The 17,365-nt window shown below is 70.8% G+C and carries 15 protein-coding genes; 4 read left to right on the top strand and 11 right to left on the bottom strand.

The genetic code is table 11. From position 1 onward, the window contains the following. Positions 1 to 132: 132 nt before the first annotated feature. From ntrX to dusB, 6 genes are all read right to left on the bottom strand, one after another. A complete protein-coding gene (gene ntrX, locus MFF21_RS08410; RefSeq protein WP_238310697.1) occupies positions 133 to 1,503 on the bottom strand; it encodes a nitrogen assimilation response regulator NtrX in 1,371 nt (456 codons plus the stop codon). Beyond that, positions 1,500 to 3,854, bottom strand: coding sequence for a sensor histidine kinase NtrY-like (locus MFF21_RS08405; protein WP_238310696.1), 2,355 nt, complete (start codon positions 3,852 to 3,854; stop codon positions 1,500 to 1,502). Before MFF21_RS08405 ends, ntrX begins: the two co-directional genes overlap by 4 nt. Positions 3,855 to 3,929: 75 nt before the next feature. Next, complete coding sequence (locus tag MFF21_RS08400; RefSeq protein ID WP_238310695.1) at positions 3,930 to 5,570, bottom strand: DEAD/DEAH box helicase; 1,641 nt, start codon at positions 5,568 to 5,570, stop codon at positions 3,930 to 3,932. A gap of 78 nt (positions 5,571 to 5,648) precedes the next feature. After that, on the bottom strand, positions 5,649 to 7,112 hold the full coding sequence (gene ntrC / locus MFF21_RS08395) for a nitrogen regulation protein NR(I) (protein ID WP_238310694.1): 1,464 nt from the start codon (positions 7,110 to 7,112) through the stop codon (positions 5,649 to 5,651). A gap of 25 nt (positions 7,113 to 7,137) precedes the next feature. Beyond that, a complete protein-coding gene (locus MFF21_RS08390) occupies positions 7,138 to 8,277 on the bottom strand; it encodes a two-component system sensor histidine kinase NtrB (protein ID WP_238310693.1) in 1,140 nt (379 codons plus the stop codon). After that, a complete protein-coding gene (dusB, locus tag MFF21_RS08385) occupies positions 8,274 to 9,347 on the bottom strand; it encodes a tRNA dihydrouridine synthase DusB (RefSeq protein ID WP_238310692.1) in 1,074 nt (357 codons plus the stop codon). Before dusB ends, MFF21_RS08390 begins: the two co-directional genes overlap by 4 nt. 127 nt (positions 9,348 to 9,474) lie before the next feature. Here dusB and MFF21_RS08380 point away from each other — a divergent pair, with 127 nt between their 5' ends. Further along, entirely contained in the window at positions 9,475 to 10,770 is a 1,296-nt protein-coding gene (locus MFF21_RS08380) for a bifunctional 2-C-methyl-D-erythritol 4-phosphate cytidylyltransferase/2-C-methyl-D-erythritol 2,4-cyclodiphosphate synthase (RefSeq protein ID WP_238310691.1), read from the top strand. Further along, a complete protein-coding gene (locus MFF21_RS08375; protein ID WP_238310690.1) occupies positions 10,767 to 11,273 on the top strand; it encodes a CinA family protein in 507 nt (168 codons plus the stop codon). The genes MFF21_RS08380 and MFF21_RS08375 overlap by 4 nt, the downstream gene beginning before the upstream one ends. Before the next feature lie 39 nt (positions 11,274 to 11,312). Here the strand turns inward: MFF21_RS08375 and aqpZ are convergent, their stop codons facing one another. Then, positions 11,313 to 12,047, bottom strand: coding sequence for an aquaporin Z (gene aqpZ / locus MFF21_RS08370; protein ID WP_238310689.1), 735 nt, complete (start codon positions 12,045 to 12,047; stop codon positions 11,313 to 11,315). A 367-nt stretch (positions 12,048 to 12,414) separates the two neighbouring features. Between aqpZ and MFF21_RS08365 the strand changes: the two genes are divergently transcribed. Next, positions 12,415 to 12,933: a DapH/DapD/GlmU-related protein gene (locus MFF21_RS08365; protein WP_238310688.1), complete on the top strand. Its 519-nt coding sequence runs from the start codon at positions 12,415 to 12,417 to the stop codon at positions 12,931 to 12,933. A gap of 120 nt (positions 12,934 to 13,053) precedes the next feature. Here the strand turns inward: MFF21_RS08365 and MFF21_RS08360 are convergent, their stop codons facing one another. From MFF21_RS08360 to MFF21_RS08350, 3 genes are all read right to left on the bottom strand, one after another. Next, positions 13,054 to 13,512, bottom strand: a complete 459-nt coding sequence (locus MFF21_RS08360) for a type II toxin-antitoxin system RatA family toxin (RefSeq protein WP_238310687.1) — start codon at positions 13,510 to 13,512, stop codon at positions 13,054 to 13,056. A gap of 6 nt (positions 13,513 to 13,518) precedes the next feature. Further along, on the bottom strand, positions 13,519 to 14,520 hold the full coding sequence (lipA, locus tag MFF21_RS08355; RefSeq protein WP_238310686.1) for a lipoyl synthase: 1,002 nt from the start codon (positions 14,518 to 14,520) through the stop codon (positions 13,519 to 13,521). Positions 14,521 to 14,652: 132 nt separating this feature from the next. After that, positions 14,653 to 15,450, bottom strand: a complete 798-nt coding sequence (locus MFF21_RS08350; protein WP_238310685.1) for a cell wall hydrolase — start codon at positions 15,448 to 15,450, stop codon at positions 14,653 to 14,655. A gap of 265 nt (positions 15,451 to 15,715) precedes the next feature. Here MFF21_RS08350 and MFF21_RS08345 point away from each other — a divergent pair, with 265 nt between their 5' ends. Next, a complete protein-coding gene (locus MFF21_RS08345; RefSeq protein WP_238310684.1) occupies positions 15,716 to 15,922 on the top strand; it encodes a hypothetical protein in 207 nt (68 codons plus the stop codon). 100 nt (positions 15,923 to 16,022) lie between these two features. Here the strand turns inward: MFF21_RS08345 and glyA are convergent, their stop codons facing one another. After that, entirely contained in the window at positions 16,023 to 17,327 is a 1,305-nt protein-coding gene (gene glyA / locus MFF21_RS08340) for a serine hydroxymethyltransferase (protein ID WP_238310683.1), read from the bottom strand. Positions 17,328 to 17,365: the final 38 nt, after the last annotated feature.

Raw genomic sequence — 17,365 nt, 5'->3', positions numbered from 1 at the left:
GGCGTTTCGAAGTCCCGTGTCCGCACCGTTTCGTCGGGCGTGACTCCCCAGCCGTCGACATTACACGGCGAAGCCCCGCGCGATGCAAGAGCCCGGCCGTGACGCTTCGGCCCGGCTCTCGCCGATTCTTCCTCAGGAGCCGATGCCGAGGGACTTCAGCTTCCTGTGGAGGGCGGAGCGCTCCATGCCGATGAACTCGGCCGTGCGGGAGATGTTGCCGGAGAAGCGGGCGATCTGCGCGATCAGGTACTCGCGCTCGAAGATCTCCCGGGCCTCGCGGAGCGCCAGGCTCATCAGCTTCTCGCCGCCCGCGCCGGTCGGCGTGGTCGGAACCAGCGCGCCGATCTCGGTCGGCAGCATCTCCGAGGTGACCTCCTGCTCCGGGTCGGTCTGGGTCAGGATCATCAGCCGCTCGACGTTGTTGCGCAGCTGGCGGACGTTGCCGGGCCAGTCGTGCGACTGGAGCACCGCCATGGCGTCCTCGGCGATGCGCCGCCGCGGCAGGCCCGTGGCCGCCGAGATCTGGTCCATGAAGAAGGCGAGCAGCTCCGGCACGTCCTCCCGGCGCTCGGCCAGGGAGGGCACGCGGATCGGCACCACCGAGAGGCGGTGGAACAGGTCCTCGCGGAAGCGGCCGCCGGCGATCTCCTCCGCGAGGTCGCGGGAGGAGGAGGAGATGATGCGCACGTCCACATGCACCCGCGTGGTGCCGCCGACGCGCTGGAAGTTCTGGTCGACGAGGACGCGCAGGATCCGGCTCTGCGTCTCCCGCGGCATGTCCGCGACCTCGTCGATGTAGAGGGTGCCGCCATGGGCCTCCTCCAGGGCGCCGACCCGGCGGGCCCGGCCCTCCCCGGCCTCGACGCCGAACAGCTCCGCCTCCATCGTCTCCGGCGTGATCGTCGCCGCGTTGATGACGACGAAGGGGCCGCTCGCCCGGGCGGAGGCGGCGTGCAGGGTGCGCGCGGACAGCTCCTTGCCCGAGCCCGGCGCGCCCGAGACCATGACGCGGGCATTGGTCGGGGCCACCCGCTCGATGGTCTGGCGCAGCTGGTTCATGGCCACGGAACCGCCGACGAGGCGGCTCGCCTGACCGGAGCGGGTCTTGAGGTCGCGCACCTCGCGCTTGAGGCGGGAGGCCTCCAGCGCCCGCTCGGCCACCAGGATCAGCCGGTCGGCCTTGAACGGCTTCTCGATGAAGTCGTAGGCGCCTGCCTTGATGGCCGAGACCGCGGTCTCGATGTTGCCGTGGCCGGAGATCATCACCACCGGCAGGTCCGGATGGCCCGCCTTGATCAGGTCGAGCACCTGCAGGCCGTCGAGGCGCGAGCCCTGCAGCCAGATGTCGAGGAAGACGAGATGCGGCCGTCGCGACTCGATCGCCGCCAGCGCCTCGTCCGAGCCGCTGGCCGTGCGGCAGCGATGGCCCTCGTCGTCGAGGATGCCGGCCACGAGGTCGCGGATGTCCGCCTCGTCGTCGACGATGAGGATATCGGCGCTCATGGCTGCATCTCCGCGACGCGTGGCGAACCCATGCTCTCGCTCTCCCTGTCCTTGTCCGTCGTATTCTTGTCGAGCGAGGCGGCGGCCGCTTTGGCCTCCGCCGCCGGGGCATGCCCGATCTCGCGCGGAACCCGCATGCGAACCTGTCCCCCCCGTCCTTCAGGGTTGTCGTTCAACTCGATGCCGCCGCCGTGCTCTTCGAGCACCTTGCTGACGATGGCGAGGCCGAGGCCCGTACCGCCTTCGCGCGTCGTCATATAGGGCTCCAGCAGGCGCTGACGCCCTTCCTGGGGAAATCCCTTGCCGTTGTCGGTGACTTCGATCACCGCGAAGTCGCCATCGACGAGAAGCCGGAGGGCGACGCGGCCCTTCTCGCCGCTTTCCGCGAGCAGGGCCTCCACGGCCTGCACCGCCTCGACGGCGTTCTTCAGAATGTTGGTGAGCGCCTGGCTGAGCAGCCGCACGTCGAAGGCCGCCTCGACCTTTTCCGCGCCCTCCGGCCCCTCCGACGAGAACGGGAAGTCCAGCTCGGGATGCGCCATGCGGAGCATGAACAGGTTCTGCTTGGCGATCTCGGTGAGGTCCTGGCGCGTGATCGCCGGCTTGGGCATGCGCGCGAAGGACGAGAACTCGTCGACCATGCGCTTGATCTCGTCGACCTGGCGCACGATCGTCGCCGTGCACTGATCGAAGACTTCCTTGTCCGCGGTGATGACCTTCCCGTACTTGCGCCGGATCCGCTCGGCCGAGAGCTGGATCGGGGTGAGCGGGTTCTTGATCTCGTGGGCGATGCGGCGGGCCACGTCCGCCCAGGCGGAGGTGCGCTGGGCCGAGACGAGGTCGGTGATGTCGTCCAGCGTCACCACGAAGCCGCGGGCGGCCCCCTGCGCCTGCTCGCTCGTCACCCGCACGGCGATGGTGCGTTCGCGCCCGCCCCGGGTCAGCTGGATCTGCTGCTGGAGCGCGCGCTGGCGCCCCTCCCCCTCCGGCAGCAGCGGCGCGAGCTCCGGCACCGCGGCGGTGAGCGGCATGCCGACGAGCGTCTCGGAGGCGAGCCCGAGGGTCCGCTCGGCGGAGGGGTTGGCGATGGTGATGAGGCCGCCGGCATCCACGCCGATCACCCCCGGCGAGACGCCGGAGAGCACGGCCTCCGTGAAGCGGCGGCGGCGGTCGATCAGCTCGCTCGCGGCGGTGAGGCCGTCATGCTGGCGGCGCAGCTCCTGCGTCATCTTGTTGAAGCTCTCGCCGAGATGGGCGAGGTCGCCATCCGTCTTCCGGGCCGGGACCTGGGCGTAGAAGTTGCCCGAGGCGACCTGGTCGGCGGCGTTGATCAGGCGGCGGATCGGGGCGACGAAGCGGTTGGCGAAGTTGAGCCCGAACCAGACCGCCGAGAGCAGGGCGATCAGCGAGATCAGCACGAAGACCGAGGCGAAGGCGATCTGGATCGAGCGGCGCAGGGAATCGTAGGTCAGGTACTCGGCCGCCGCCGCCCGCGACACGCCGGGGAAGTCGATGGCGAGCTGGCTCACCTCCCGCTGCACCAGCAGCACGGCGTTGTCGTAGGCCGGCATGCGCAGCAGGGCGGCGAAGACCCGGCCCTCGGTCGGCAGCAGGCAGATCGGGTCGCTCGACTTCGCCGCATCCTCGAAGGCCGCCGCCGAGGGCAGCCGCGTCTGCTTGAGGACGTCGATATTGGCCCGCGCCACCACCTCGTTGGGGCCGCGCATGATCTTGGCGATGGGCAGGCCCAGGGCCGTGGCGCGGGTGGTGAGGAAGTTCTCGAACCAGTCCCGGTTCACGTCGAAATTCGGCCGCGCCCGCGTCAGGTCGTCCGTGAGGATGCGGATCTCCCGGGCGAGGGACTGGCACTGGTTCTCCTGATAGGCGTCGGCCACCTCCACGGATTTCAGCACCACGTCGCGCACCCGGTCGGTGAAGCCGAGGGACAGGCCCCGGTCGATCGTCACCGAGGCGACGATGGCGAGCAGGATGGTCGGCAGGATCGCGATTAGGCTGAACAGGCCGACGATGCGGCTGTGCAGCCGCGCCACCGTGGCATTGGCCTTGCGGGCATGCAGGAAGACCCGCGCCTCCCAGGCGATCACCACGACCAGCCCGAGCACCACGGCGGCGTTGATGGCGAGCAGGGTGACGCCCATGGTCGGCGTCGGCGTCACCTTGATGAGGCCGGCCAGGATCAGGAAGGTGATCGTGGCCGAGACCAGCGCCATGCCGACCATCGCCGCACCGGCCCAGCCCGGGCCGCGCGGGTTGGGGCGCGTCGTGGCCGTGGCGCCCGGCCCCTGCGGGCCGGAGGCGGTCGGCTCCTTGTTCTGTTCTTGCGACGGCATGGCTGATGCGGGGCCACAACAGTGTGGCGAAATTAATACGAATCCGGTCGCGGGGGCTCCGGAGCGGCGGTCCTGTCAGGCGGCGAGGCCGCCCCAGCGGCGCAGGTCGCGGAAGCGGCGGCCATCGGCGAAGCGGACGGTGACGCTCTCCGAGAGCCGGCCGGCCGCGGCGATCTGCAGGGCGGCGGGGCGCTCGAGTTCGTCGAAGCGGGCCAGCGCGTCGGATACGCGCATCGGCACCGGCTCGGCGCCGCCGAAGGCCCGCCACCATTGCACCGCCTTCTCCCTGGCATGGCCCGAATGCTCAAGCCCGATCTCGATCCGGCAGCCGCCGCTCCGCCAGCGGAACACGGCTTCCAGACGGTCGGGCCCGCTGCCCCCGGGGCCGTGGGCGAGGTGCCAGGATTCGACGGGCCACCAGGGCGCGGCCGTCTCCGACAGGATCGGCAGGGCGTCCTCCGCGCTCGCCTCGTGGGGCGGCGCCCCGTCCTCCTCGGCTTCCGGCTCGACCCAGCAGGCCTCGCAGGTGCTGGCATTCAGCGCGATCAGGGCGCCGCAGCCGGGGCAGGGCTTGGCCCGGCTCAGGCCCGGCGCGGCGGCCCCCAGGGTGACGGAGCGGGCGGTCACCGCGTCCACCGGGCCGTGCATGCGCACGAGCCCGGCATAGTCGAGCACGATCGCGTCGGCCTTGCCGGGCGCGCGGCGCAGGGCGCGGCCGACCTGCTGCACGTAGAGGCCGGCGGATTGGGTCGGGCGCAGCAGGGCGACCAGATCGACCTCCGGCACGTTGAAGCCGGTGGTGAGCACCCCGACGGAGGCGAGGCAGCGGATCCGGCCGGCCCGGAAGGCCGCGACGACGCGGTCGCGCTCCCGCCGGTTCATGTCCCCGGTCACGGTCTCGCAGGAAAAGCCCTCCGCCCGCACCGCGTCGCGCACGGCGGCGGCATGGGCGAGCCCCGCGCAGAAGGCGAGCCAGGCCCGCCGCTCCCGGCCGTATTCCGCCATCTCCGCGACCGCGGCCCGGGTGACCCAGTCCTTGTTGACCGCGGCCTCCAGCGCCGAGGGCACGTAGTCGCCCCCGCGCTTGGGCACGCCGGTCACGTCGAGGGCAGTCGCCGTCGCCTTGCAGACGAGGGGCGCGAGATAGCCCTGGTGGATCAGGTCGCCGACCGCGGCCTCGTACACGATCCGCTCGAAGAGCTTCCCCTCCCCCTCGTCGAGCCGGCCGGAATCGAGGCGGTAGGGCGTGGCGGTGAAGCCGACGACGCGCAGCGCCGGGTTGCGCCGCCGGGCCGCGGCGAGGAAGCGGCCGTAGCCGGTCTCGGCCGAGCGCGGCACCAGATGGGCCTCGTCGATGATGACGGCGTCGAAGGGCGCGAGCGTCTCCATCCGGTCGCGCACCGACTGGATGGAGCAGACCAGGATCTGGGCCTGCCCCTCGCGCCGTCCGAGGCCGGCGGAATAGATGCCCGCCGGGGCGTGGGGCCAATAGGCCATGAGCTCGGCGTGGTTCTGCGCGACGAGCTCGCGCACATGGGTGACGACGCAGAGCCGCGCATCCGGCGCGCCCTCCAGCCATTCCCGGATCAGGGCGGCGATGACCAGGGCCTTGCCGGCCCCGGTCGGCAGCACGACGAGTCCCGGTCCCCCGCCCTCGGACCAGTGCCGGTCGAGGGCGTCCAGGGCGGCGCGCTGATAGTCACGGAGGCGGAGCATGGGCCGCGCCTCTAGCGCGGCCGGGGCGAGGAGAACAGAGGGGGATCGGAGGAGGCTGGGATCCCTCCCCCGTCGCGGTCAGCGGGAGGTGCGGAAGACCTGCAGGTCGAGGTCGCGCACCTTCTTGCGCAGGGTGTTGCGGTTGACCCCGAGCAGCTCCGCGGCGCGGATCTGGTTGCCGCGGGTGGCGGCCAGGGCCGCGCCGATCAGCGGGCCTTCGATCTCCCGCAGGATCCGGTGATAGAGGCCGGGCGGCGGCAGGGTGTCCCGGTAGCCCGAGAAATAATCGGCGAGGTGACGCTCGACGGCGCCCGACAGGGTCTCGCTCTCCCCCCCGGCCTTGCGGCCCCCCGCCGCCGTGGCGGCCTGGGGCTGGGCCAGCGGCAGGGTGTCGAGTTCCGCCTCGATGACCGGGCCGGTGATGGTCTCCTGCGGATAGAGCGCCGCGAGCCGCCGCACCAGGTTCTCGAGCTCGCGTACGTTGCCGGGCCAGCGGTAGCGCTTCAGCCGCTCCATGGCGTCGCCGTCGAGGGTCTTGCGGGTCAGGCCCTCGCGCTCGACCAGCACGAAGAAGTGGCGCACCAGGTCGGGCACGTCCTCGGCCCGCTCGCGCAGGGCCGGCAGGCGCAGGGGCACCACGTTGAGGCGGAAGAACAGGTCCTCGCGGAAGATGCCCTGCTGGATCGAGACCCGTAGGTCCTTGTTGGTCGCCGCGATGATGCGGACATTGGTCTTGATCGGCACGCGGCCGCCGACGGTGGTGTACTCGCCCTGCTGCAGCACGCGCAGGAGGCGGGTCTGCGCCTCCATCGGCATGTCGCCGATCTCGTCGAGGAAGAGCGTCCCGCCCTCCGCCTGCTCGAAGCGGCCGGCCGAGCGCTGGAGCGCGCCGGTGAAGGCGCCCTTCTCGTGGCCGAACAGCTCCGATTCGATCAGGTCGCGGGGGATCGCGGCCATGTTGACCGGCACGAAGGGGCCGGAGCGGCGGCGGCCGTAATCGTGCAGCGCGCGGGCCACCAGCTCCTTGCCGGTGCCGGATTCGCCGGTGATCATCACGGTGAGGTCGGTCGGCATCAGCCGGGCCAGCGCCCGGTAGATTTCCTGCATGGCCGGCGAGCGGCCGACCAGGGGGATGTCCTCGTTCTCCGGGCCGGCGCCGGGCGGGGGGGCGCCGCGGGGGCGGGAGAGGGCGCGGCCGACGATCGCCGTCAGCTCCTTCAGGTCGAAGGGCTTGGGCAGGTACTCGTAGGCGCCCCGCTCCGAGGCGCGGATCGCGGTCATGAAGGTGTTCTGCGCGCTCATCACGATGATCGGCAGCTCCGGCCGCACCCGCTTGATGCGGGGCAGCAGGTCGAACACGTTCTCGTCGGGCATCATCACGTCGGTGATGACGAGGTCCCCCTCTCCCTGCGCGACCCAGCGCCAGAGCGTGGCGCAGTTGCCGGTGGAGCGGACCTCGTAGCCCGCTCGCGAGAGGGCCTGATTGAGGACCGTGCGGATCGCGGCGTCGTCGTCCGCGACGATGATGTGGCCGTTCGGCATGACGCTTGACTCGGGGCTCCGGGGATCACGGATCCACGCTGGACTCGCGCCCGTCTCGGGCGCTCGACATGGGCAGGAGGATGCGGAAGGCGGTTCGGCGGGGGGCGGGATCGCATTCGACGATCCCGCCGTGGTCGCCGACGATCTTGGCCACCAAAGCAAGACCGAGGCCGGTCCCCTGTGCCTTGGTGGTGACGAAGGGGTCGAACAGGTCCGGCAGCAGATCGGGCGGGATGCCCGGGCCGTTGTCCCGCACCGCCACCTCGATCGGCAGGCTGACGCGCTCGCGCGAGCCGGGCACCTGCAGGCGCAGGCCCGTGCGGAAGGCCGTCGAGAGGGTGATCTCGCCGTCGACCGCGTCCGCGCCGATCGCTTCGGTGGCGTTCTTCACGAGGTTGAGAATCACCTGGATCAGCTGGTCGCGGTTGCCGAGCACCGGCGGCAGGGAGGGATCGTAGTTCTCGACGAAGCGGATGTGACGGGCGAAGCCCGACTGGGCCGAGCGCTTCACCTGGTCGAGCACCCCGTGCACGTTGACCGCCCCGCGCTCGACCGGGCGCTCCTCGCCGAACAGCTCCATGCGCTCGACGATGCGCACGATCCGGTCGGATTCGTCGCAGATCAGCCGGGTGAGGATGCGGTCCTCCTCCTCGCCGGACTGCTCGAGGAGCTGGGCGGCGCCGCGGATGCCGGCGAGCGGGTTCTTGATCTCGTGGGCCAGCATGGCGCCGAGGGCGATCATCGAGCGGGCCGCGCCGCGATGGGTGAGCTGCCGGTTCATCTTGTCGGCGATGGTGCGCTCCTGGAGCATCAGCACCACCGATTCGTCCTCGTCCCGCAGGGGGGTGGCGAAGACGTCGACGCTGCGCTCCTGGCCGGAGCGCGGCTGGGTCAGCTCGACCCGGTACTCCGCCACGCTGGAGCGGCGGCGGCGCACCTCGGCGACCAGGGCGATGATCGGCGAGGAGAAGGGGATGATGTCGCGCAGGCGTCCCCGCCGCATCAGCCGGGCCGAGGCGTCGAAGAACAGCTCCGCGGCGTGGTTGACCCGCAGGATGCGCTCGTCCGGGCCGATGGTGAGCACCGGCAGCGGCAGCGCGTTGAGCACGGCTTCCGCCGCGGGCTGGTCGCCCCAGGGGGGCGCCCCCTCGTCCGTCTCGTTCATGCGGCCTCGACGAGCGGCGTGCCGGCCGCGGTTTCGGCCCGGCCGTGCCGGGGTTCCAGGAAGGCGCGCCGCAGGAGCGCGCGGGCGAGCGCCGGATCGGTGGTGGTGAGGAGCCGCTGCCGCTCCTCGGGCGCCAGGGCGCCGGGGCCGGCCGCCTCGACATAGGCGGCCAGATGCTTGCGGGCGTGGCGCACGCCCATGGCGGCCCCGTAGAGGGCGATCAGCCCCTCGTAATGCTCGGTGGCGAGATCCGCCCGCTCGGCCCGGGACAGGACCCGCTCCGGCCGGCCGGCCAGGGCGTCGGCGAGGGCCCCGACGAGCCAGGGGCGGCCCACGGCGGCCCGGCCGACCATCACCCCGGCCGCGCCGGAGGCGGCGAGGCAGGCGCGGGCTTCCGCGGTCGCGCCGATATCGCCGTTGGCGAAGACGGGGATGCGCACGGCCTCGACCACGGCGCGGATCGCGCCCCAATCGGCCCGGCCCTTGTAGAATTGCTGGCGGGTGCGGCCATGGACGGTGACCGCGTTCAGGCCCAGGCCCTCGGCCCGGCGGGCGAGCGCGGGGGCGTTGAGGCTGGCCTGGTCCCAGCCCAGCCGCATCTTCACCGTGACGGGCACGTTGACAGCCGCCCGCACGGCGGCGAGGAGACGCGCCGCGTGGTCGAGGTCGCGCATCAGGGCCGAGCCCGCCTCCCCGCCGGTGACGGTCTTGGCCGGGCAGCCCATGTTGATGTCGATCACGTCGGCGCCGTTGTCGACCGCCAGCCGGGCGGCCTGTGCCATCGGCTCGGGGGCGCAGCCGGCGAGCTGGACGATGTGGGGGAAGACCCCGGCGCCCTCCGCCCGCAGCCGCGATTCCGCCTCGCCGCGGGCGAACTCGGCCGCGGCCACCATCTCGGAGACCACGGCGCTCGCCCCGAGGCGGCGGGCGATGCGCCGCATGTGCAGGTCGGTGACGCCCGAGAGCGGGGCGAGCAGGACGACCGGCGCGGCGCCAGGCGCCGCATCCGGGCTCGCCCCCTCGGCCCGTCCCGCGCCCCCGACGACGCTCAAATAATGGTCAGCGATCATTCTGCACAATAAATAGCCAAAGCGGAGCCGGACGCAAGCGCTTCGTTCGTTTGCCTTCGCGTCATCCCGAGCCTAAGAGCGCGGCACCTGGACCGTCCCTGTTATTTTTGCAATTCGAGGCTTCGTCATGTCCGAGCGCGCCGCGAGGCCGGAGATTGCCGCGGTGGTGGTGGCGGCGGGCAAGGGCGTGCGCATCGGCGGCGACGTGCCCAAGCAGTATCGCCGGGTCGGCGGCCGGGCCGTGCTGACGCGGACGCTGGCGGCTCTGGCCCGGCATCCGGGCATCGCCCGGATCCAGCCGGTGATCGCGCCGGACGCCGCCGCCTTCTACGCGGAATGCCTGGAGGATCTCGATTCGGCCGCCCGCGGGAAGCTCGCGGAGCCGGTGCCCGGCGGCGCCACGCGCCAGGGCTCGGTCCGGGCCGGGCTGGAGGCGCTGGCCGCGGCGGGCGCCCCGGATCTCGTGCTCGTGCACGACGCCGCCCGCCCCTATGTCGACGAGGCCCTGATCGACCGGGCCGTGGCGGCGGGACGCGATCACGGCGCCGCGGTGCCGGGCGTGGCCGTCTCGGACACGATCAAGCTCGTGGAGGACGTGGCGCCGGGCATCGGCCGCGTCCACGAGACGCCGGCCCGGGAGCGGCTGCGCGCGGTGCAGACCCCGCAGAGCTTCCGCTTCGCCCCCCTGATCGAGGCCCATCGCCGGGCGCAGGCCGAGGGCCATGACGGCTTCACCGATGACGGGGCGCTGGCGGAATGGGCCGGCCTGCCGGTGGTCGTGTTCGAGGGGGATGCCCGCAACCGCAAGATCACCCAGGCCGCGGACCTGATCGACGCGGACCGGACTTTCTCCGGCCCCGCCGGCGGGGTATCTGATACGGCGATGACTGCTTACGTGACCCGCCTCGGCACCGGCTTCGACGTCCACGCCTTCACGGAGGGCGACCATGTCTGGCTCGGCGGCGTGAGGATTCCCGCCGATCGCGGCGTGCTCGCCCATTCCGACGGGGATGTGGCGCTCCACGCCCTGACCGACGCCCTGCTCGGCGCCATCGCCGACGGCGATATCGGCACCCATTTCCCGCCCTCCGACGAGAAATGGCGCGGCGCCGCCTCCGACCAGTTCCTGGCCCATGCCTGCTCGCTGGTGCGGGCCCGCGGCGGCAAGATCGACCATCTCGACATCACCGTGCTCGCCGAGGCGCCGCGCATCGGCCAGCACCGGGAGGCGATCCGCGCCCGCATCGCCGCGATCGCCGGTGTGCCGCTCACCGCGGTCTCGATCAAGGCGACCACCACGGAGAAGCTCGGCTTCGTCGGCCGGGCCGAGGGGCTCGCCGCCCAGGCCGCCGCCACTGTGCGCCTGCCGGAGGAATGCCCGCCCCTCGACGACGCGGCGGAGACGGCCGCGCGCCGCGCGTGATCGCCGACGCCGCCCTACTCGCCCGCGCCGAGGCGCTGGTGCGGGCCTACGGGGCGGCGGGAAAGACGCTCGCGACGGCGGAATCCTGCACGGGCGGCCTCGTGGCCGGGCTGATCACCGCCGTGCCGGGTTCCTCCGCCGTGCTGGAGCGCGGCTTCGTCACCTATTCGAACGAAGCCAAGGCCGAATCGATCGGCGTGCCGATGGCGCTCATCGTGGCCCATGGCGCGGTGAGCGAGCCCGTGGCCCGCGCCATGGCGGAGGGGGCGCTCGCCGCCTCCCGCGCCGATCTCGCGGTCGCGGTCACCGGCATTGCCGGCCCGGGCGGGGGCAGCACGGAGAAGCCGGTCGGCCTCGTGCATTTCGGGCTCGCCGTCCGGGACGGGACGACGCGCCACGTGGCGCGCCGGTTCGGGGATCCCGGGCGCGGCGAGATCCGCCGGCTCTCGGTCGAGCAGGCGCTGGCGCTGCTCGAGGACGCCCTCGCCGGCGAGGGCGCCTGACCCGCGCTCCGGTCGCAAGGTCAGGCGCGGGACATCCTCTCAGACGGCGTGCTCCTTGATCGGGGCTTCGAGGGCGATGGCCGGCTCGTAGAGCCACTTGGCCAGGGCCCCCGCGACGACCGCGCCGAGGATCGGGGCGAGCCAGAACAGCCAGAGCTGCACAACGTACTCTCCTCCGGCAAAGAAGGCCGTCCCGGTGCTGCGGGCCGGATTGACCGAGGTGTTGGTGACCGGGATCGAGATCAGGTGGATCAGCACCAGGGCGAAGCCGATGGGAATGCCGGCAAAGCCCACCGCCGCCCCCTTCGAGGTCGTCCCGATGATGATGAACAGGAAGAAGAAGGTCAGCAGGAACTCGGTCAGGAAGCAGGCCGCCAGCTCGTACTGGCCGGGGCTCAGGGCGCCGTAGCCGTTCGAGGCGAAGCCGTTGGGCTGCCAGCCCGCCTTCCCGGAGGCGATCAGGAAGAGGATGCCGGCGCCGAGAATCGCGCCGAGGACCTGCGCGACGATGTAGGGCAGGACGTGCCGGTTGGCGCAGCGGCCCGCGGACCACAGCCCCAGCGTGACCGCGGGATTGAAGTGTCCGCCGGAGATGTGGCCCACGGCATAGGCCATGGTCAGGACGGTCAGGCCGAAGGCCAGGGCGACGCCGAGAAATCCGATGCCGAGGGTCGGGTAGGCGGCCGACAGGACGGCGGCGCCACAGCCGCCGAAGGTCAGCCAGAAGGTTCCGAAGAACTCGGCTGCGGCCCGTTTCTGCGTATCGTGATCCATGATGGCCTCCAACTCTTGTCAGGTGCGTCGTCGGGGCGCGCCAGTTCTTGGAGGAAGAGCCTTCGGGCGGACGAAATCAAGGTCCTTGCAGACCATCGCCGATGCGGAGCGGTCGCCCGGTTTCCGTCCGGCGGCGCGCCCCGCGAAGCCCCGGCAGCTCCTGCGAACGCATGGGCGATGGCATGGGGAGGAAGGTAGGTCCTTGATCGCACAATACTTCTGGTTTTCCGGCGTGATTTTTGCTGATAAAAAGCGAGGACTCCAAGGCATTCGCGCGTACGCAACCGAGGCTATTATGCTTTTTTAAATACAACTATAGATTATGTTCGCTGCTAGAGGGCATTTGATCATGAGACCAGCTTTCGAGATGCTGAAATATCTTCTGGTCTGTGTGGCTAATGCCATCCCGCGCTTTCATGCGCTGGATTATATGCGTGTGTTCCTCTACCGGCTGGCCGGGTTGTCGATCGATCGGGAGACGCGCATTTCCGGCCCGTTGATCCTCGAATTCAGCTTCAGGCGGCCAACGCTGCGGCAAATCGCAATCGGCAGGGATTGCTTCATCGGGTATCACTGCCGCATATCTGCCTCGAAGGCGCAGGTGTTCATCGGAAATCGATGCAATATCGGGCCCAATGTCTCGATCGATACGGCCGGGCATTGGTTCAATCACGAGCTCAATAAAAGAAATTCCTATCACAAGCCGGTCACGATCTCCGACAACGTCTGGATCGGGGCCGGATGCAAGATCCTTCCCGGCGTGTCCATCGGAGAGAATTCGGTGATCGGTGCCGGCTCGGTCGTCGCCAAGGACATCGAGAGCAACGTGCTCGCGGCCGGCGTTCCCGCCAAGCGCATCAAGGTTCTGGAAGAATTCGCGGTTTAGGCCCCGGCGGTCGAAGGGCCGGAGGCCGGGCCATCGCCGCGGCAGGTCGACCCCGATGGATGCGCTGAGGCTGCGCCTCGCGCCGTGGTCCTCGCCCCTTCCGGCGAGGGGCAGGAGGCCTCAGGCCGGCACGCCGTACATGCGGTCGGCGCGGCTCTCGAAGGCGTCGGTGAACTTGCGGAACGCCTTGTCGAACATCTTCCCCATCAGGAGCCCGAGGGCGAAGCTCTTGAACTCGTAGGTGATGAAGAAGTCGATGTCGCAGCCGCCCTTGGCCCCGGGGCGGAAGCCCCAGCGATTCTCGAGATGCCGGAACGGCCCGTCGATATACTCGGCGGTGATCTTCAGGTTGGCCCGGTCGAGGGTGACCCGGGTGGTGAAGCGCTCGCGGATCGCCTTGTAGCCGACGCCCATCTCGGCGACCGCCACCTGCGTCCCGTTCGGCCCCTCCTGCCGGCGCAGCACGCGCAGGGATTCGCAGAGCGGCAGGAATTCCGGATAGCGCTCGATATCCGCGACCAGATCGTACATCTGCTCGGGCGTGTGGCGGACGTGCTTGGTGATGCGGAAGGACGGCATCGGGGTTCAGGCGCCTGCGAGGGGCGCGGCCCCGTGCTTGGCGAGGCGCGCCGCCTGCAGGCGGGCGAAATCCTCGCCCGCATGGTGCGACGAGCGGGTCAGGGGCGTCGCCGAGACCAGGAGGAAGCCCTTGGCATAGGCGGTCGTCTCGTAGGCCTTGAACTCGTCGGGCGGCACGAAGCGCACGACCTCGTGGTGCTTGCGGGTCGGCTGCAGGTACTGACCGATGGTCAGGAAGTCCACATCCGCCGAGCGCAGATCATCCATGAGTTGCACGACCTCGTTCCGCTCCTCGCCGAGACCGACCATGATGCCGGACTTGGTGAAGATGGTCGGATCGAGCTCCTTCACCCGCTGCAGGAGCCGCACGGAGTGGAAGTAGCGGGCCCCCGGCCGCACGGTGACGTACTTGCCCGGCACCGTCTCCAGGTTGTGGTTGAACACGTCGGGCCGCGCCTCGACCACCCGCTCCAGGGCGCCCTTCTTGCGCAGGAAGTCGGGGGTCAGGATCTCGACCGTGGTGCCGGGGCTCGTCGCGCGGATCGCGCGGATGGTGCGGAAGAAATGCTCCGCGCCGCCATCGGCCAGGTCGTCCCGGTCGACGGAGGTGACGACGACGTGGTGCAGGCCGAGCTTGGCCACGGCGTCGGCGACCTTCTGCGGCTCGTCGCCATCGAGCCCCTCGGGCAGGCCGGTGCGCACGTTGCAGAAGGCGCAGGCCCGCGTGCAGGTGTCGCCCATGATCATGAAGGTGGCGTGCCGCTTCTCCCAGCACTCGCCGATATTCGGGCAGCCCGCCTCCTCGCAGACCGTGACGAGCTTGTTCGCGCGCACGATCTCCTTGGTCTCGGCCCAGAGCTTCGAGCCCGGCGCCTTCACCCGGATCCAGTCCGGCTTGCGCTGGATCGGCGTGTCGGGGCGGTGCGCCTTCTCCGGATGACGCGGCCGCGCCGCCTCCGGCAGCCGGGTGCGGGTGTCGTTGTTGAGGAGGTCGAGGACGACGGCCATGGCTCTCGGGGCGCTCAGGCGGGGCGATCCGCGCCAGCCAGCACGAACCGGATCGGTCACCCTTGACTTAAGGCGCCCGGCGCCGGCCCGCAAACCCGCGCGGGGAACGGCCGCGACAGAACGCGGCCGCCGTCAGCCCCACTGCTCGTCGGCGACGCGGCAGATGTTGCGGGCGGGGTCGACCGTGGCGTGCCGGGCGTGGGCGCTGCCGGGCGCGGAGGCGTAGCGCGTGGGCACGCGGGCGGGCAGCGCCGGGGCCTGCGCGACCGCGACCGGCGCGGCCACCGGGGCGAGGCCGGGGGCCTTCGGGGTGCTCGGCACGAGGGCCGCGTCGGAGAGCGCGGCGACCTGGAGCGGCACCAGGGAGCCGGTGGCGGTGCGCACCACGGCATGGGGGATGGGGGCGGGCAGGTAACCCTCGCGGTCGCTCTTCTCGTAGAAGGCGTTGCCGCCGGCCTGCGCCACGTAATGCATGTTGTCGTAGGGGTAGCTGCGCCCGGCGGTGTGGAAGTGCAGGGCCTGGCCGACGCCGGAATGGCGCTGGCCGGAGAGCAGCGCGTCGGCCACCTTCTCGATGCGCGGACGGTCCTGGTCGCGGACCGCGCGGTTGAGCACGCCGGTGGCGAACTGGCGCTTCTGGCCGACCACCTCGCAGACGCTGCCCGGATATTTCGGCGAATCGAGGCGGTTCATCACCACCGTGCCGACGGCGAGCAGGCCCTCTTCGTCGCTCCGGTTCGATTCGAAGTACATCGCCCGGGCGAGGCACTCCTTATCCGCCCTGGTCGGCGCGGCGACGACCTTGGCGTTGGGGGCGATGGAGCCGGTGGTCATCTCCTGCGGGCGCAGAACGCCGCATCCGCCGAGTCCGGGGCCCGCCGTCAGCGTGGCCAGGACGATGCCGGTTTGGATGCGTCGGTCGAACCGCATGCAGGCTCCTCAGCGATTGTCCCGGGACGGCCCCGGAACCCCAGGGTGCAACGGCTAAGGTCGAAGCGCAAAGGAACCGTTAAGCCTGACCTTCGATTCCAAAATGTGTGTGACTTTTCGCACACGGTCCCGGCCGCGCGCCCGAGGGGTCAACCGGTGAGGGCGGTCGACCCCCGAAAAACACCGGTCTGCCGGATCCGTGGGACGGACTTCCGGGTTCCTTCGAACGGCGCCGTCCTTCGGCGCAGGCGGGAAGGGAGCGGTCATGTCGGACAGCACGGCGATGATGGACGAACGTCTGCGCGACGAGGCCTCCAAGGCCGGGCGCGAGGCGCTGGAAGCGGCCCTTCAGCGCTTCAGCCGCGAGGAGCGCGAGGCCTTCTGGAACGCCATCGGCCTCTATTACTCGGGCCGCCGCCACCCGGGCGCCGGCGAGAGGCCGGCCGAGAGCGTGGCGGTGGTGGCCGCCTGATCCCCGGATCGATGGCGGCCCTGCGATTCCGGTTCCGAAACGGCGAAGGCCGCGGGTCCTGCGATCCGCGGCCTTCGCGCGTTGGCTTGTGAGGTCGGGCTCAGCCGTAGACCGGGAAGCGGTCGGTCAGCGCGTGGACCTGCTCCTTGACCTTGGCCTCGATCGCGGCGTCGCCGCCCTCGCCCTTCTCGGCCAGCCCGTTCAGCACCTCGACGATGAAGCCGCCGACCTGCTTGAACTCGGCCACGCCGAAGCCGCGGGTGGTGCTCGCCGGGGTGCCCAGGCGGATGCCCGAGGTGATGGTCGGCTTCTGCGGGTCGAAGGGCACGCCGTTCTTGTTGCAGGTGATGTGGGCGCGCGACAGCGCGGCCTCGGCCGCCTTGCCGGTCAGGCCCTTCCGCTGCAGGTCGACCAGCATCAGGTGGTTGTCGGTGCCGCCCGAGGTGATGTCGTAGCCGCCCGAGATGATGGTGTCGGCGAGCGCCTTGGCGTTGTCGATCACCTGCTTGGCGTAGACCTTGAACTCCGGCGTCAGGGCCTCGCCGAAGGCCACGGCCTTGGCGGCGATGACGTGCATGAGCGGGCCGCCCTGCAGGCCGGGGAAGATCGCCGAGTTGAACTTCTTGGCCAGCGCCTCGTCGTTCGTGAGGATCATGCCGCCGCGCGGGCCGCGCAGGGTCTTGTGCGTCGTCGTGGTGGCGACGTGGGCATGGGGGAACGGCGAGGGATGCAGGCCCGCCGCGACGAGGCCGGCGAAGTGGGCCATGTCGACGAAGAAGTAGGCGCCGACGGAATCGGCGATCTCACGGAACTTGGCGAAGTCCCAGTGGCGCGGATAGCCCGAGCCGCCGGCGATGATCACCTTCGGCTTGTGCTCCTGGGCGAGGCGCTCGACCTGCTCCATGTCGATGCGCTGGTCCTCCCGGCGCACGGTGTAGGAGACCGGCTTGAACCACTTGCCCGAGACGTTCGGCGGGGCGCCGTGGGTGAGGTGGCCACCGGCGGCGAGGTCGAGGCCGAGGAAGGTGTCGCCGGGCTGCATCAGGGCCATGAACACGCCCTGGTTGGCCTGGGAGCCGGAATTCGGCTGCACGTTGGCGAACTCGCAGCCGAACAGCCGCTTGGCGCGGTCGATGGCGAGGTTCTCGGCGATGTCCACGAACTGGCAGCCGCCGTAGTAGCGCCGGCCCGGATAGCCTTCGGCGTACTTGTTGGTGAGCACCGAACCCTGGGCTTCCAGCACCGCGCGGGAGACGATGTTCTCCGAGGCGATCAGCTCGATCTCGTGCTGCTGCCGGCCGAGCTCCTGCTCCAGCGCCTTGGCGAGCTCGGGATCGGTCTCGGTGACGTGGGCGGAGAAGAAGCGGTTGGTGGCGGAATGGGCGGTGGCGGTGCCGGCGCTCATGGGATGGGCCTCATTGGTCTGTTTATACGGGCTGACGC

It is taken from the genome of Methylobacterium organophilum (assembly GCF_022179465.1).
Classification (GTDB): domain Bacteria; phylum Pseudomonadota; class Alphaproteobacteria; order Rhizobiales; family Beijerinckiaceae; genus Methylobacterium; species Methylobacterium organophilum.
This window is presented reverse-complemented; position numbering and strand designations above follow the sequence as displayed.